Source organism: Streptomyces sp. NPDC008313 (genome assembly GCF_042956125.1).
Lineage (GTDB): Bacteria > Actinomycetota > Actinomycetes > Streptomycetales > Streptomycetaceae > Streptomyces.
This window is the reverse complement of sequence record NZ_JBIBFR010000004.1, coordinates 64,194-78,424: the sequence shown is the minus strand read 5'-3', so window position 1 is coordinate 78,424 and position 14,231 is coordinate 64,194. Positions and strand designations below refer to the sequence as shown.

The window sequence follows — 14,231 nt, the reverse complement described above, 5'->3', positions numbered from 1 at the left end:
CGGCACCGTCAGCCGTGCGGCCGTGCGGCCGTGCGGAGGTTCTAGTGCGACGTGAGGTGGCCCGGCGCCGGCTGTTGTGGCATCAGCGGCAGCGGGGGTCCGTACTCCGTCGGCGCGGGCGGCGAGGCGAGTACCGCGGCGATCGGGTGCTCGTCGTCGTCGGGCACGGCGCGGGAAGCCGCGAACGTGCCGGAGGCCGCCACCGCGGCGGAGGCCGTGGCCACGCCGACGGTTTCCGAGGCCCCCGGTGGTTCGGGCGTGAACCGGGAGAGGGTGAGCACGCCCCGGGCCGCGACCGCCGCTCCCGCCGCCGCCAGCACCAGACCGGCCGGCCCGCCGCGCAGCCGTTCGCCGAGCAGGCAGACGCCGATCGCCGCGGCGGCCACGGGGTTGGCCAGGGTGACGACGGCGAGCGGGGCGCCGAGGCCGCCCCGGTACGCCGTCTGCGACAGCAGCAGCCCGCCCGTCGCGAAGGCCGCGACGAGCAGCGCCACGACGATCACCCGGGTGCTCAGCAGTGGTCCCGAGCGGTCCGTCACGGCCACCGTCACGGTCTGCGTCAGCGCCGAGGCGACCCCCGACGCGAACCCGGAGGCGGACGCGTGCCGCAGTCCCGGCCGTGCGCCGGGCCGCGACAGCGCACCGATCACGACGGCGGTGGTCCCGGCGACCGCCAGCGCCTGAGGCACGCTCAGGACGTCTTCGGGAGCGGGCCCCGAGGCCGTGACGAGCAGGGCGCACAGCCCGGCCAGCGTCAGTGCCGTACCGCGCCACTCGACGGCGCCGACGCGCCGCCCGGCGACCCGGGCGCCCAGCGGCACGGCGGCCACCAGGGTGAGCGCGCCCAGCGGCTGCACCAGCGTCAGCGGACCGTACTTGAGCGCGGCGACGTGCAGCAGCGCGGCGGACGCGTTCAGCGCCACCGCCCACCACCAGGCACCGTCGGCCAGCAGCCGCGCCCCGCCGGGACCGTGACCGGCGTCCCGTGAGGCCAGGCGCTCCTGGGCCACGGCCGCGGCGGCGTACGCCACGGCCGAGAACAGGGACAGGACGACGGCGAGCAGCGTGGCGTTCATCGGCCGGCTCCCGCGAGTTCCGGTACGGAGTCGTCGCCCCCGGCGGCGGGGCCGGGACGGGCGTCCGGGCCGCCCCGGACGAGGGAGCCCGCGCGGGCGCCCGGGCGTGCGCGGACGACGGAGCCGGGGCGGCGTCCGGTCTCCGCGGTGGCGGGCAGCGGCGGGCGGATCACGGCCAGGGACGCGACGAGCAGCGCGGCCGCCACGACCGAGTCGAGCCAGTAGTGGTTCGCCGTACCGACGATGACCAGCAGGGTCAGCAGCGGGTGCAGCAGCCAGAGCCGGCGCCACCGCGACCGGGTCGCGGCGATCAGTCCGATGGCGAGCATCAGCGCCCAGCCGAAGTGCAGCGAGGGCATGGCCGCGAACTGGTTCGAGAGCGAGTCGCCGGCCGGTGAGGCGCCGTACACCGTGGGCCCGTACACCTGTCCCGTGTCGAGCAGTCCGGTGGCGTGCAGCAGGCGCGGCGGTGCCAGCGGGAAGGCGAGGTGCAGGACCAGGGCGGCGGCGGTGACCGCGGCGAGGGTCCGGCGTGCCCACAGGTAGTGGCCCGGGCGCCGCAGGTACAGCCAGACCAGGAAGGCCGCGGTGGCCGGGAAGTGGACGGTCGCGTAGTAGGTGTTCGCGAGGTGGACGAGGGCGTCGCTGTGCAGCAGCGCCGACTGCACGGCGCCCTCGCCCGGCAGACGCACGGTCCGTTCGAGGTCCCAGACGCGGTGCCCGTTGCGGGAGGCCTCCGCGGTGTGGCCGCTCGCCAGCTGCCGGCCGAGCTTGTAGACGACGAAGAGCCCGGCGACGAGCAGCAGCTCGCGTACGAGTGGCGGACGCCGCGTCGCCGGCTCCGCTTCCGGTTCGGCAGGCTCGGTGAGGGAATCCATCCCCCGGCCCCTTTGCTGACGGTCTGATGAGGTGGTGCGTGGTGAGCCCGGGACAGGGTCCACTCGACCGGGAGTGGGGTCCTGTCCGAGGCTCATCGATACGCCAGTGTACCGATACGCAACCGTATCGGTACACTGGCGTATCGGTACTGCCGCGTATCGGTAGACTGGACGACGAGGCCGCCGGTCCGGACCGGCCCGTGCCATCGGGAGCGAGAGGAAGAGCCATGACGTCGCAGGCAGCGGAGGGACCGGAGACGGTCGTCGCCTCGCGCCGCTCCAAGATCACGCCGGAGCGTGAGCAGGAGTTCTACGACGCCGTGCTCGAACGGATCCGCAGCTGCGGGTACGACGCGCTCACCATGGAGGGCGTCGCCGCGAGCACCCGGTGCAGCAAGTCCACGCTCTACCGGCAGTGGAAGACGAAGCCCCAGTTCGTGGCGGCGGCTCTGCGCGCCAACCGGTGCGTGCGGTTCGCGGGCATCGACACCGGCTCGCTCGCCGGCGATCTGCGGGAGGCGGCGCGCGCCGCGTGCGAGTGGTCGGGGCACGACTCCACCGAGCTGCTCCAGGCCCTCGGCCACGCGCTCACCCAGGACAAGGAACTCCAGCAGGCGCTGCGCGAGGCACTCGTCGAGCCCGAGGTCGCCGCGCTGAAGGAGATGATCCGGCGCGGCGTCGAGCGCGGCGAGGTCCCCGCGGACCACCCGGCGCTGGAGTACGTGCCGGCGCAACTGCTCGGCGTTCTGCGGGTACGGCCCGTCCTGGAGGGCCGGCACGCGGACGTCCCGTATCTGACCGGGTTCGTGGAGGCCGTCGTGCTGCCCGCACTGGGCCTGACCTGAGACTCGGGCCGCCGTCCGCGGGATGACCGGACGACGGCCCGACCGCGCCGCACCGTGGGGACGGGGGCGGCGCGCACCCCCCGGCCGGGTGGGGTTCCTCTTGAGCGGAGAGGCGCCCCACCCGGCCGACGGGTATCCGAGCCCTTGCGCCCGGGCCGGTAGGTCTTGCGTCCGGGCCGGTAGGTCCTGCGTCCGGATCACGAGCCCTTGCGTCCGGCCCGGCAGCCCTTGCGTCCGGGCCGGGCCCCGCGAGCCCGGCCCGGACGAGGGGCCCTACACCTTCTGGCCGTTGCCGCTCCCGCCGGGCGCCTCCTTGATTCCCTTGGTGATCTCGTCGATCACGCCCTGCCCCGGGCCGCCGGAACCGACGTCGATGCCGAAGCGGACCACGACGAGCTGCCCGGAGCGGGCGGGCGAGGGGAAGACGAGCGACTCGACGTAGCCGTCGGCGCCCTTGCCGGTGACGGCCTTCCAGCGGACCAGATAGCCCTTCTCCCCGGCGACGGTGACCGCCTCGGAGGCCAGCTCCTCGTGCGAGGTGAGCTTGCCGTAGCCCTTTCCGTAGGACTCCTCCGCGTTCTTGGAGATGTCCTCCTTGGCGGCCGCCTCCGCGGTGGTGGCCTTGAGTTTCAGCGCGCTCGCGGGAGCCGAGTACGCCCCGCCGGGTGTGCACTGCTGCGAGGTGTCGCCCGGGCACTTGTAGGTCCCCTTCGCCGACACCGACGCGCCCACCGTGATGGTCGAGCCCGTCCAGCCGTCCGGCACGGGGATGCTGATGCCGCTGACGGGGTCGGTCGCGTAACCGTCCTCGGTCTGCGGCTGCCCCGACTCGCCCGGCCGCGGAGTCTGCCCGCCCGAGCCGCCGTCCGGCCCGCCGGGTCCGCCCCGGTCGTCGGGGCCCTCCGTGCCGTCCTGGCCGCCGGGCCCACCCGGCCCGTCCTGGCCGAGCGGCCCCCGGGAGGCGGAGCTGCCGCCCCCGTCGTCGTCGGTGAGCGCGTACACGCCGCCGCCGATGCCCGCGAGCACCGCGACGGCCGCCGCGACGGCGATGCCGGTCCGAAGCCCGCGCCGCGCGCCGGGCCGGCCCCCGGCCGGATACCCTCCGGCCGGTGCCGGGTACGCCGGCGGACCCCACGCGCCCGCCGAACCCACCGGCCGGGTCTGGTCCGTCCAGGCTGTGCCGTCCCACCACCGCTCGGTGGCGGGGCCCTCATTCGTCTGCCCGGGGTCGGGATACCACCCGGGAGGAGTCACCTGCGTCATGGCCCCACCGTATGAGGCGAGCGTGAAAGCGGCATGAGAGCCCCCACCACCACCGCGCCCGGCTCCTTCCGGGGCGTCCCGGCGAGCAGCCCCCGGCGTCGTGAGGAACCCGGCCGCGATGACGGTGGCGGAGTACCCGCGGACACCGAACGCGTACCGCTCGGCGAAGCTGCCCGTGCGACCCGCCGGCAGCGCTCTCGGTGAGTGCGCGGGCCGGGCGGTGTGCGGCGCGCGGCCGCGCGCGAAGGCGTCCACACCGATTCCTCACGGGCCGTGCCGATGCCCGGAACTTACCTTCATTATCACGCCTGTTGACGGCCGATAACTTTCACGACGCCTGGTCGGCGCTCCGGCGCGTCGACCCCGAGTGCCCGGTGTCACTCCTCGAGGCAACAGGACCCCGGAGCCCTCACCACATGGGCCTTCGGACGGCTAGGCTCAATCCCTGTACGTCGTTCGGGCGACCTGGGGAGGCAGCGGTATGACGGAGGCACGGCCCGGGACGGCCGCCCCGGGCTCCCTGTGGGAGCGCGACGAGGAACTGGCCGAGGTGGCACGGGCCGTCGACACCCTGTGCGCCGACGCCTCGTCCTCGGGGACCCTGCTCGTCTTCAGCGGGGAGACCGGCGTCGGCAAGACCGCGCTCCTCGCCGAGGTGCGCCGTACGGCCGAGGACCGCGGCTGCGCGGTGTGGGCCGCCCGCGGCGGCGAGACCGTCACGTCCGTCCCCTTCAACGTCGTACGCCAGCTCCTCCAGCCCGCTCTCGTGTCGATGATGCCGGAGGAGGCCCGCGAATACCTGGGCGACTGGTACGAGATCGCCGGTCCCGCCCTCGGCATCACGGAACCGGCCGGCCGCCAGGCCGACCCGCAGGGCGTGCGCGACGGACTGGTCGCCGCCGTCCGCAGGCTCGCCAAGCGCGAGTGGCCGCTGGTCCTGCTCATCGACGACGCGCACTGGGCCGACCAGGAGACCCTGCAGTGGCTCGCCGCCTTCGCCGAACGCCTCGACGACCTGCCCGTACTCGTCGTGGTCGCCCGACGCCCCGGCGAGATCACCGGCGAGAGCGCCCGCCACCTCGACGCCGTCGCCGCCGCGGCCCGCCCGGTCGCCACCCTCAGCCCCCTCACACCCGAGGCGACCACCGGACTCACCCGTGCCACGGTCGGCGAGCACGCCGACGCCCCGTTCTGCCGCGAGGTCTGGGCCGTCACCGGCGGCAACCCCTACGAGACCGTCGAACTGCTCGCCAAGGTGCAGGACAGCGAACTCGACCCCGTCGAGGCGTCCGCCACCGAGCTGCGGGTGCTGAACCGCTCCGCCAAGGGCCGCGGACTCGTCGCCCGGCTGGAGGGACTCGGCATAGACGCCACCCGGTTCGCCTGGGCCGCCGCCATCCTCGGCACCGGTATCTCCCTCGAACTCGCCGCGCAGCTCGCCGGGATGCACCTCGACGAGGCCAGACGCTGCGCCGAACTGCTCGGGACCGCCCGCATCCTCACCACGTCCCCGGCGCTGAGCGGTCAAGGCGCCGAGGAGGAGCTGGAGTTCGTGCATCCCGTGATCGCCAGCGCCGTCTACCGCGCGATCCCCGACGCCCTGCGCACCGCCATGCACGGCCAGGCCGCCTGGGCCGTCACCGAGTCCGGCCGCGGGGCGGCGGCCGCCTCCCGCCACCTGCTCGAAGTGCACCCCGACGACGACCCCGAACTCGTCGAGCAGATGCGGGAGGCCGCCCGCGAACACCTCGCCGTCGGTGCCCCGGACGCCGCCAGACGCTGCCTGGAACGCGCCCTGCGCGAACCGCCGTTGCCCAAGACGCACGCCCAGGTGCTGTACGAGCTGGGCTGCGCCACCCTCCTGACGGCCCCTGCCACCACCATCGGTCATCTGCGTGACGCGCTCGACATGCCCGGCCTCGACGGCGACCTGCGGGTGGACGCCGTCTTCCGGCTCTCCCAGGCGCTGCTGCACAACAACCAGCTGGAGGAGGCCGTCCGGACCGTGGACGCCGAGGCCGCCCGCCTCGAACCCGGGCCCGGCCGGATGCGTTTGCAGGCCGTCCACCACATGTGGGAGGGCCTGAACGCGGGCGACGCGGGCTCCCCGCGCGCCTCCCGCGGACTCGCGGAGCTCGTGCGGACCTGCACCGGCCGGGACAACTCCGAGCGTGCCGTCCTCATCCTGCGCGGCTTCGAGGCCATGACCCGCGGGGAGAACGCCGAGGAGGTCACCGAACTCTGCGACCGCGCCCTCGTCAACGGCCGCCTCGCGCCCGGCCTCGGCTGGACCGACACCGAGTGGGGCGTCGAGCTGCTGATGATGCTCGGCAGCTCCTACGCCTACGCCGACCGGCTCGACCGTGCGGAGAGCCTGTTCAACGAGGCCCTGCGCGCCTACGAGACGGCCGGCTGGAGCGGCGGCCACCTCGCCCTCGCCCACACGTACGTGGGACTGGCCCACCGCAGGCGGGGACGGCTGGAGACCGCCGAGAGCTACCAGCGCGAAGCGCTGCGGCTGGCCGAGCGCGTCGGGCGCGGGCTGCCCCTGTACTGGTCCGCGGCCTGCGGCCTCATCGACACCCTCCTCGCCCGCGGCCACATCGCCGAGGCCGAGGAGATCGCCGAGCGGTACGGCTTCGCCCCGCCCTACCCGTCCACGATCGTGCTGCCCGACACGCGCTCGGTGCGCGGCCGGCTGCTCCTGGCCGTCGGACGCGCCAAGGAGGGCGTGAGCGAACTGGAGGCCGCGGAGAAGGCGGCGACCGCACGCGGCCACCACAACACGGTCCTCGCCCCCTGGGCCCTCGACCTCGCCAGGGCGCTCGCCTCCGACGACCCCGTCCGCGCCTCGTCCCTGGCCGCCGACGCCCGCCGGCAGGCCGAGCGCTTCGGCACGGACACCGCGATCGGCGAGGCCCTGCGCTGCGCCGCCGCCCTGGAGACGGGCCTGCGCGCGGTGCGGCTGTACGGCCAGGCGGTCACGTACCTGGAGGCGTCCCCCTGCCAGTACGAACACGCCGTGGCCCGCGTCGAGTACGGCATCGCGGGCCGCTCGGAGGCCGAGCTGCGCCGGGGCCTGACCCTCGCCGAGGTGTGCGGCGCCGACGGACTCGCCGAGCGGGCCCGCGGGGCGCTGGACAGCATCAGCGGCACCGGCTGAGCCCGGACGGACCCCGCCCCGGGGCACACCGCCGGTGAGCCCCGGGGCACACCGCCTCCCCTCACGGGCGGACCGCCTCCGCCCACGGGGGACGGCGTCAGTCGCCCGCCAGCACCACCCACACCTGGCCCTCGGCGAGGTTCACCGGCGCGCCCTCGGCCGTCGTGAAGTCCGTGCCGTCCGACGCGGTGGGGCGTTTCCACCCGACCTCCCAGGCCCGCCCGTCCCGCAGCAGGTCGGCCTTCCCGGAGCCCACCGTCTCCGTGTACGGGGTGGTGTTGCCGAGGAAGTCGTGGAACCGGGACGCGCGCACCTTCACGTGCTGCACGATCACGGTCGCGGGCGCCACTCTGCGGCCCTCCGGTGTCACGGCGGGCGCCCCGTCCATGGCCACCAGCCAGCGCCGCCGTCCCTCGTCCCAGGTGAACGTGAAGCGCGCCGACGGGAAGCGGACGGTGCGCTCGGCCGTCGGCGTGCCGCCCGCGGGGGCCGCGCCGAAGCGGAAGCCGGCGGGCAGGGCGCCGGTTCCCGGCGCGGAGTCCATCAGCTGGCGGGGGCGCAGATAGAGGTTGTGCGGCGCGGCCTCGTCCGGCGCGCGGTAGTAGGCACCCGCGTCCTTTCCCGGCGGCACCGCCCGCAGCGGCGCGTCGTCGATCAGCGGCAGCAGTTTGTGCTGCGCCCCGGAGAACGCGAGCGTCGGGTCGTGGAACTGGCCGAGCAGCTCCAGGTCGGACTCGCGGGCGCTGCGGACGGGCCCTACGGCCTTCGGCAGCGCCGTCGCGTACACCGCCATCAGCCGGCTCAGACCGCCCTCGACCTGCTCCGCGTACACGACGTCCGCCGCGTCGAGGCCCGACTGGGGGCGGGCCTGAGGCACATTGTCGATCTTCACCGCCAGCACCGGGCCCGTCCCGCGCGCGCTGTCGTGCCCCGGGGGTCTGTGTCCGCTTCCGTCGTCGCCTCCGCCGCCCGCGGTGCAGCCCGCCATGAGGGAGCCCGCCGCCACGGCGGCCAGCAGCGCCGCCGTCGCCCCGCGGCGTCCCGTACGCGTCATCCGTCCCACGCCCACCGTGCCCACCTTGCCCGTTTCTTCGATTGTGCGGCTGTGTGCTGCCGTGCGTCGCCGTACGGCCCTTGCGTTCCGTTTCGTGCGTCCCTGTTCAGATTGTGCCCCCGTGTGGCCTTTCGGGGGCTGACGCGCGGCGACGGTTCGGCGAGAGGCGCCCGGGTACTCGGGTGTCACCCATGGCCTGACGAAAAGGACGGAGCGGACACGATGAAGGCGCTGACGTGGCAGGGAAAGCGCGATGTGCGGATCGAGACCGTGCCCGACCCGGTGATCGAGCAGCCGACGGACGCGGTCATCCGTATCACCTCCAGCGGGCTCTGCGGCTCCGACCTGCACCTGTACGAGGTGCTCACGCCGTTCATGACGCCCGGTGACATCCTCGGCCACGAGCCCATGGGCATCGTGGAGGAGACCGGCTCCGAGGTGACGAACCTGAAGCCGGGGGACCGTGTGGTCGTACCGTTCCAGATCGCCTGCGGGCACTGCTGGATGTGCGACTCCGGGCTGTACACGCAGTGCGAGACCACCCAGGTCACCGGTGAGGGCATGGGCGCGCCGCTGTTCGGCTACACCCGGCTGTACGGAGCGGTGCCGGGCGCCCAGGCGGAGTATCTGCGCGTTCCCCAGGCCCAGTTCGGGCCGATCAAGGTGCCCGAGGGGCCTGCCGACGACCGGTTCGTCTACCTCTCCGACGTGCTGCCCACCGCCTATCAGGCCGTCATGTACGCGGACGTCCCGCGCGGCGGCAGCGTCGCCGTCCTCGGCCTCGGCCCGATCGGCGACATGGCCTGCCGGATCGCCAAGGAGAAGGGCGCCGGACGCGTCATCGGTGTCGACCTGGTCACCGAACGGCTGCGCCGGGCCCGCGAACGGGGCGTGGAGACGTACGACCTGCGGGACTTCGACAGCGAGAAGGAACTGGTCGCCGCCGTTCAGGACGTGACCGACGGGCGCGGGCCCGACGCCGTGATCGACGCGGTCGGCACCGAGGCGCACGGCAGCCACGCCGCCAAGTTCGTGCAGAACGCCGCCGCCCTCCTGCCCCGGGGGATCGGGTCGAAGCTCGCCGAACATTTCAGCGTCGACCGGCTGGCCGCCCTGTACACGGCCATCGACATGGTGCGGCGCGGCGGCACCATCTCGCTCTCCGGGGTGTACGGCGGACAGGCCGACCCGCTGCCGCTGCTCACCATGTTCGACAAGCAGCTCCAACTGCGCATGGGTCAGGCCAATGTGCGCCGCTGGACGGACGAGATCCTGCCGCTGCTGACGGACGAGGACCGGCTGGGCGTCGACGGCTTCGCCACCCACCGCATCCCGCTGACCGACGGACCCAAGGCGTACGAGATGTTCCAGCAGAAGCGGGACGGAGCGGTGAAGGTCCTCATGCAGCCGTGACCGCCACCGCCCCCGGTGCGACCCGCGCCCCGGTGGCGACACGGAGCGCTCACCGCTCGCCGAGGATCTCCGCCAGGTCGTAGCGCACCGGCTCCTCCAACTGCTCGTACGTGCAGCCGCGCGCGGTCCGGTCCGGGCGCCAGCGGCGGAACCGGGCGGTGTGGCGGAAGCGGACGCCGTTCTCCATGTGGTCGTACGCCACCTCCGCCACCCGCTCGGGTCTGAGCGGCACCCAGGACAGGTCCTTCTTGCCCGACCAGCGGCTCGGCGCCCCCGGCAGCCGGGCCGACTCGTGCGCCGACTCCTCGGCCCAGGCCGCCCACGGGTGCTCCGAGATGTCCGGCATCCGCAGCCCGGCGAGTTCCTCGACCAGTTCCGCGCGCCGCTTCATCGTGAACGCCGCCGACACCCCCACGTGCTGGAGGGCGCCCCCCGCGTCGTACAGGCCGAGCAGCAGCGAGCCCACGACGGGCCCGCTCTTGTGCAGGCGGTAGCCGGCCACGACGACGTCCGCCGTGCGCTCGTGCTTGATCTTGTACATGGCCCGCTCGTCCTGCCGGTAGCGCAGCGTGAGCGGTTTGGCGACCACCCCGTCCAGTCCGGCGCCCTCGTACTGCTCGAACCAGCGCTCGGCCACCGCCCGGTCCGTGGTCGCCGGAGCCACGTGCACGGGTGGGGTGGCCCCGGCGAGCGCGGTCTCCAGGCGGTCGCGCCGGTCGCCCAGCGGGGCGTCGAGCAGCGACTCGTCGCCCAGCGCCAGCAGGTCGAAGGCGACGAACGAGGCGGGAGTGCGCTCGGCCAGCGTCCGCACCCGCGAGGCCGCCGGATGGATGCGCTCGCTGAGCGCGTCGAAGTCCAGATGGCCGTCCCGAGCGATCACGATCTCGCCGTCCAGGACGCACCGGTCGGGCGCCCGCTCCCGCAGCGCCTCGACCAGCTCGGGGAAGTACCTGGTCAGCGGCTTCCCGGTGCGGCTGCCGAGCTCGACCTCGGCGCCGTCACGGAACACGATCGCCCGGAACCCGTCCCATTTCGCCTCGTAGTGCATGTCCGGCGGGATCCTGGCCACGGACTTGGCGAGCATCGGCTTCACGGGCGGCATCACCGGCAGGTCCATGCTCCGATTCTGCGTGGGTACGCGGCGATCCGCCCGGTGTGCGCGGTATGCGCGGTACGCCTACCGTGGCTCGCATGGGTGAAGCGGTGGAGCTGGAGGCGGCGGGGCGGACCGTGCGGCTGTCCAGCCCGGACAAGATCTTCTTCCCCGAGCGCGGGTACACGAAGCTGGACCTGGCCCGGTACTACCTCGCGGTCGGCGACGGCATCCTCCGCGCCCTGCGCAACCGCCCCACCACCCTGGAGCGCTACCCGGACGGCGTCACGGGCGAGTCGTTCTTCCAGAAGCGGGCGCCCAAGAGCATGCCCGACTGGATCCCGACCGCGCACATCGCCTTCCCGAGCGGCCGCACCGCCGACGAGATGTGTCCCACCGAGCCCGCCGCCGTCCTGTGGGCCGCCCAGTACGGCACGCTCACCTTCCACCCGTGGCCGGTGCGCGGCGACGACGTCGACCACCCCGACGAGTTCCGCCTCGACCTCGATCCCCAGCCCGGCACGGACTACGCCGACGCGGTGCGGGCCGCCCACGAACTCCGCGAGGTCCTGCACGAGTACGGCGGCCTGCGCGGCTGGCCCAAGACCTCAGGCGGCAGGGGGCTGCACGTGTTCGTGCCGATCCAGCCGCGCTGGACCTTCACCCAGGTGCGCAGGGCTGCCATCGCCGCCGGACGCGAACTCGAGCGCCGGATGCCCGAGCGGGTCACCACCGCCTGGTGGAAGGAGGAGCGCGGGGAGAAGATCTTCGTCGACTACAACCAGACCGCCCGCGACCGCACCATCGCCTCCGCCTACTCGGTGCGTCCCCGCCCGCACGCCCCGGTCTCCGCGCCGCTGCGCTGGGAGGAGGTGGGCGAGGCCAGGCCCCGGGACTTCGACCTGGCGACCATGCCGCGGCGCTTCGCCGAACTCGGCGACGTCCACGCGGACATGGACGACCACGCCTTCTCCCTGGAGGCGCTGCTGGAGCTCGCGAGCCGCGACGAGCACGACCACGGCCTGGGTGACCTGCCCTATCCGCCCGAGTACCCGAAGATGCCGGGCGAGCCGAAGCGGGTGCAGCCGAGCCGGGCCCGGCACAAGGACTGAGCGGGCGGACGTCTCTTCGCGACGCGCCTATAAATGTGACTGCAATATGTCCCGATATATCCCTATGGTGATCCCATCACGTGCCGGCGACGCGGTCGCCGCGGCTCACGTGTGTGTCTCCGTCAATTCCTTACCAGGGTGGGGAGTCCGCATGGACAGGCGTGGCTTCAACCGGCGGGTCCTGCTCAGCGGGGCCGCCGTCGCGACCGGCGCGGCGTCGCTGTCCCCGGTCGCGTCCGCCGACGCCGTCCGCGCCGACGGCTCGACGAGGACCGCGCCGGCCGGGGGCGAGGTCCGCCACATGAAGCTGTACGCCGAGAAACTGGCCGACGGGCAGATGGGCTACGGCCTGGAGAAGGGCAAAGCGTCGATCCCGGGGCCGCTGATCGAGCTCAACGAGGGCGACACGCTGCACGTCGAGCTGGAGAACACCATGGACGTGGCGGCGAGCCTGCACGTCCATGGCCTGGACTACGAGATCTCCAGCGACGGCACCCGGCTCAACGACAGCGCGGTCGCGCCCGGCGAGACCCGTACGTACACCTGGCGCACCCACGTGCCCGGCCGCCGCGAGGACGGCACCTGGCGCGGCGGCAGCGCCGGGTACTGGCACTACCACGACCACGTCGTCGGCACCGATCACGGCACGGGCGGTATCCGCAAGGGCCTCTACGGACCGGTGGTCGTCCGCCGGCAGGGCGACGTCCTGCCCGACACGACGCTGACGATCGTCTTCAACGACATGCTGATCAACAACAAGCCCGCCCGCTCGGGCCCCGACTTCGAGGTCACCCTGGGGGACCGGGTCGAGATCGTCATGATCACGCACGGCGAGACCTTCCACACGTTCCACCTGCACGGTCACCGCTGGGCCGACAATCGCACGGGCACCCTCACCGGCCCCGAAGACCCCAGCCAGATCGTCGACACCAAGATCGTCGGCCCCGCGAACTCGTTCGGCTTCCAGGTGATCGCGGGGGAGGGCGTCGGAGCCGGTGCCTGGATGTACCACTGCCACGTCCAGAGCCACGCCGACCGGGGCATGGCCGGGCTGTTCCTGGTCAAGGGGACGGACGGCACGGTCCCGGGCTACGAGCCGCACGCACACTAGGCGCCGCCGCGCCGCCTGCCGCCCGCCGCGCCCCGCCCCGCTCCGGCCGGGTCAGGGCCGCTGCGGCGTGACGGTCATGACACGCGGGAAGGGGGCCGGCGCGGTGCGCGGCTATCCTGATCGGCAACCCGCCGAGGAGGAGCCCTGAGGTGACCGAGACCGCGTCACGCCCCACGCTGGAGGCCGTCGCCGCCCGGGCCGGGGTGTCCCGGGCCACCGTGTCACGCGTCGTGAACGGCGGCGACGGGGTGCGCGAAACCCTCGTCGAGCGGGTCAGGAAGGCCGTGGAGGAACTCGGCTACGTCCCCAACCAGGCCGCGCGCAGTCTGGTCACCCGGCGGCACGACGCCGTCGCCGTCGTCATCGCCGAACCGGAGACCAGGGTCTTTGCCGACCCCTTCTTCGGGCTCCAGCTCCGCGGCATCAGCAAGGAACTGACCGCCCACGACTCCCAGCTCGTGCTGCTGCTCACGGAGGGCCGCGACGATCACGTGCGCGTCGGGCGGTATCTCGCGGGCGGCCACGTGGACGGCGCCCTCGTCTTCTCCCTGCACCTCGACGATCCGCTGCCGGGCCTGATCCACGGCGCGGGCGTGCCCACGGTGTTCGGCGGGCGGCCCGGCTGGGGCGAGGGGGCACGCGGTGCCGGGAGCCGGGACGGCGGGTACCGGGTCGCCGTGTACGTGGACAGCGACAACCGGGGCGGCGCCCGCGAGGCCGTACGTCACCTCGTCGGACTCGGCCGTACGCGCGTCGCCCACATCACCGGCGTCCTCGACCAGACCTCCGCCGTCGACCGGCTCGACGGATACCGGGACGTCATGGCCGGCGCCGATCCCGGGCTCGTCGCCGGGGGCGACTTCACGCCCGCGGGCGGCGAGCGGGCGATGCGGGAGCTGCTGGAGCGCCGCCCCGACATCGACGCGGTGTTCGCCGCGAACGACCTGATGGCGTCCGGCGCCCTGCGCGTGCTGCGCGAGCGGGGGCGGCGGGTCCCCGACGACGTCGCCGTCATCGGCTTCGACGACATGCTGCCGCTCGCCGAGCAGACGGAACCGCCGCTCACCACGGTCCGTCAGGACATCGAGGAGATGGGGCGGCTGATGGCCCGCCTGCTCCTGCGCGACCTCGACCGCGGCAACGGCGGCGAGAACGAGCCGGGCGGCCCTTCGAACGTGATACTGCCGACGACCCTGGTACGCCGCGCCTCCGCGTAGCCCGCC

11 protein-coding genes are annotated in these 14,231 nt (G+C 73.8%); 6 read left to right on the top strand and 5 right to left on the bottom strand.

All coding sequences use genetic code 11. The features are described 5' to 3' along the window. Window positions 1-41: 41 nt before the first annotated feature. Both ACFY93_RS06960 and ACFY93_RS06955 read right to left on the bottom strand, forming a co-directional pair. Window positions 42-1,076: a DMT family transporter gene (locus tag ACFY93_RS06960; protein ID WP_391354280.1), complete on the bottom strand. Its 1,035-nt coding sequence runs from the start codon at window positions 1,074-1,076 to the stop codon at window positions 42-44. Next, complete coding sequence (locus ACFY93_RS06955) at window positions 1,073-1,954, bottom strand: phosphatase PAP2 family protein (RefSeq protein WP_391354278.1); 882 nt, start codon at window positions 1,952-1,954, stop codon at window positions 1,073-1,075. The genes ACFY93_RS06960 and ACFY93_RS06955 overlap by 4 nt, the downstream gene beginning before the upstream one ends. A 227-nt stretch (window positions 1,955-2,181) precedes the next feature. On the opposite strand from ACFY93_RS06955, the gene ACFY93_RS06950 reads away from it, so the two are divergent. Next, on the top strand, window positions 2,182-2,799 hold the full coding sequence (locus ACFY93_RS06950; protein ID WP_391354277.1) for a TetR/AcrR family transcriptional regulator C-terminal ligand-binding domain-containing protein: 618 nt from the start codon (window positions 2,182-2,184) through the stop codon (window positions 2,797-2,799). Window positions 2,800-3,072: 273 nt separating this feature from the next. On the opposite strand, the gene ACFY93_RS06945 is transcribed toward ACFY93_RS06950, so the two are convergent. Continuing rightward, window positions 3,073-4,062 carry a DUF2510 domain-containing protein gene (locus ACFY93_RS06945; protein ID WP_391354275.1) on the bottom strand — a complete coding sequence of 330 codons (990 nt, stop codon included), beginning with the start codon at window positions 4,060-4,062 and terminating at the stop codon, window positions 3,073-3,075. A gap of 481 nt (window positions 4,063-4,543) precedes the next feature. Between ACFY93_RS06945 and ACFY93_RS06940 the strand changes: the two genes are divergently transcribed. Then, window positions 4,544-7,225, top strand: coding sequence for an AAA family ATPase (locus tag ACFY93_RS06940; RefSeq protein ID WP_391354273.1), 2,682 nt, complete (start codon window positions 4,544-4,546; stop codon window positions 7,223-7,225). Between the two features lie 97 nt (window positions 7,226-7,322). On the opposite strand, the gene ACFY93_RS06935 is transcribed toward ACFY93_RS06940, so the two are convergent. Continuing rightward, on the bottom strand, window positions 7,323-8,279 hold the full coding sequence (locus tag ACFY93_RS06935; RefSeq protein WP_391354782.1) for a DUF3048 domain-containing protein: 957 nt from the start codon (window positions 8,277-8,279) through the stop codon (window positions 7,323-7,325). Between the two features lie 222 nt (window positions 8,280-8,501). Here ACFY93_RS06935 and ACFY93_RS06930 point away from each other — a divergent pair, with 222 nt between their 5' ends. Next, on the top strand, window positions 8,502-9,692 hold the full coding sequence (locus tag ACFY93_RS06930) for an alcohol dehydrogenase catalytic domain-containing protein (protein ID WP_391354271.1): 1,191 nt from the start codon (window positions 8,502-8,504) through the stop codon (window positions 9,690-9,692). Window positions 9,693-9,741: 49 nt separating this feature from the next. Here ACFY93_RS06930 and ACFY93_RS06925 read toward each other — a convergent pair whose 3' ends face one another. Further along, window positions 9,742-10,809 (bottom strand): ATP-dependent DNA ligase, encoded by a 1,068-nt coding sequence (locus ACFY93_RS06925; RefSeq protein WP_391354270.1) that lies wholly within the window; start codon window positions 10,807-10,809, stop codon window positions 9,742-9,744. A 74-nt stretch (window positions 10,810-10,883) separates the two neighbouring features. Between ACFY93_RS06925 and ligD the strand changes: the two genes are divergently transcribed. From ligD to ACFY93_RS06910, 3 genes are all read left to right on the top strand, one after another. Then, entirely contained in the window at window positions 10,884-11,897 is a 1,014-nt protein-coding gene (gene ligD / locus ACFY93_RS06920; protein WP_391354269.1) for a non-homologous end-joining DNA ligase, read from the top strand. A 151-nt stretch (window positions 11,898-12,048) separates the two neighbouring features. After that, complete coding sequence (locus tag ACFY93_RS06915; RefSeq protein ID WP_391354267.1) at window positions 12,049-13,008, top strand: multicopper oxidase domain-containing protein; 960 nt, start codon at window positions 12,049-12,051, stop codon at window positions 13,006-13,008. 149 nt (window positions 13,009-13,157) lie between these two features. Then, on the top strand, window positions 13,158-14,225 hold the full coding sequence (locus tag ACFY93_RS06910) for a substrate-binding domain-containing protein (protein ID WP_391354265.1): 1,068 nt from the start codon (window positions 13,158-13,160) through the stop codon (window positions 14,223-14,225). Window positions 14,226-14,231: the final 6 nt, after the last annotated feature.

What these genes read in the sequence shown, in the direction of transcription:
- ACFY93_RS06940 (WP_391354273.1), top strand. Translation starts at nt 4,544, where the DNA reads ATGACGGAGGCACGGCCCGGGACGGCCGCCCCGGGCTCCCTGTGGGAG.
- ligD (WP_391354269.1), top strand. Translation starts at nt 10,884, where the DNA reads ATGGGTGAAGCGGTGGAGCTGGAGGCGGCGGGGCGGACCGTGCGGCTG.
- ACFY93_RS06935 (WP_391354782.1), bottom strand. Translation starts at nt 8,279, where the DNA reads ATGACGCGTACGGGACGCCGCGGGGCGACGGCGGCGCTGCTGGCCGCC.
- ACFY93_RS06925 (WP_391354270.1), bottom strand. Translation starts at nt 10,809, where the DNA reads ATGGACCTGCCGGTGATGCCGCCCGTGAAGCCGATGCTCGCCAAGTCC.
- ACFY93_RS06945 (WP_391354275.1), bottom strand. Translation starts at nt 4,062, where the DNA reads ATGACGCAGGTGACTCCTCCCGGGTGGTATCCCGACCCCGGGCAGACG.
- ACFY93_RS06955 (WP_391354278.1), bottom strand. Translation starts at nt 1,954, where the DNA reads ATGGATTCCCTCACCGAGCCTGCCGAACCGGAAGCGGAGCCGGCGACG.
- ACFY93_RS06930 (WP_391354271.1), top strand. Translation starts at nt 8,502, where the DNA reads ATGAAGGCGCTGACGTGGCAGGGAAAGCGCGATGTGCGGATCGAGACC.
- ACFY93_RS06960 (WP_391354280.1), bottom strand. Translation starts at nt 1,076, where the DNA reads ATGAACGCCACGCTGCTCGCCGTCGTCCTGTCCCTGTTCTCGGCCGTG.
- ACFY93_RS06950 (WP_391354277.1), top strand. Translation starts at nt 2,182, where the DNA reads ATGACGTCGCAGGCAGCGGAGGGACCGGAGACGGTCGTCGCCTCGCGC.
- ACFY93_RS06915 (WP_391354267.1), top strand. Translation starts at nt 12,049, where the DNA reads ATGGACAGGCGTGGCTTCAACCGGCGGGTCCTGCTCAGCGGGGCCGCC.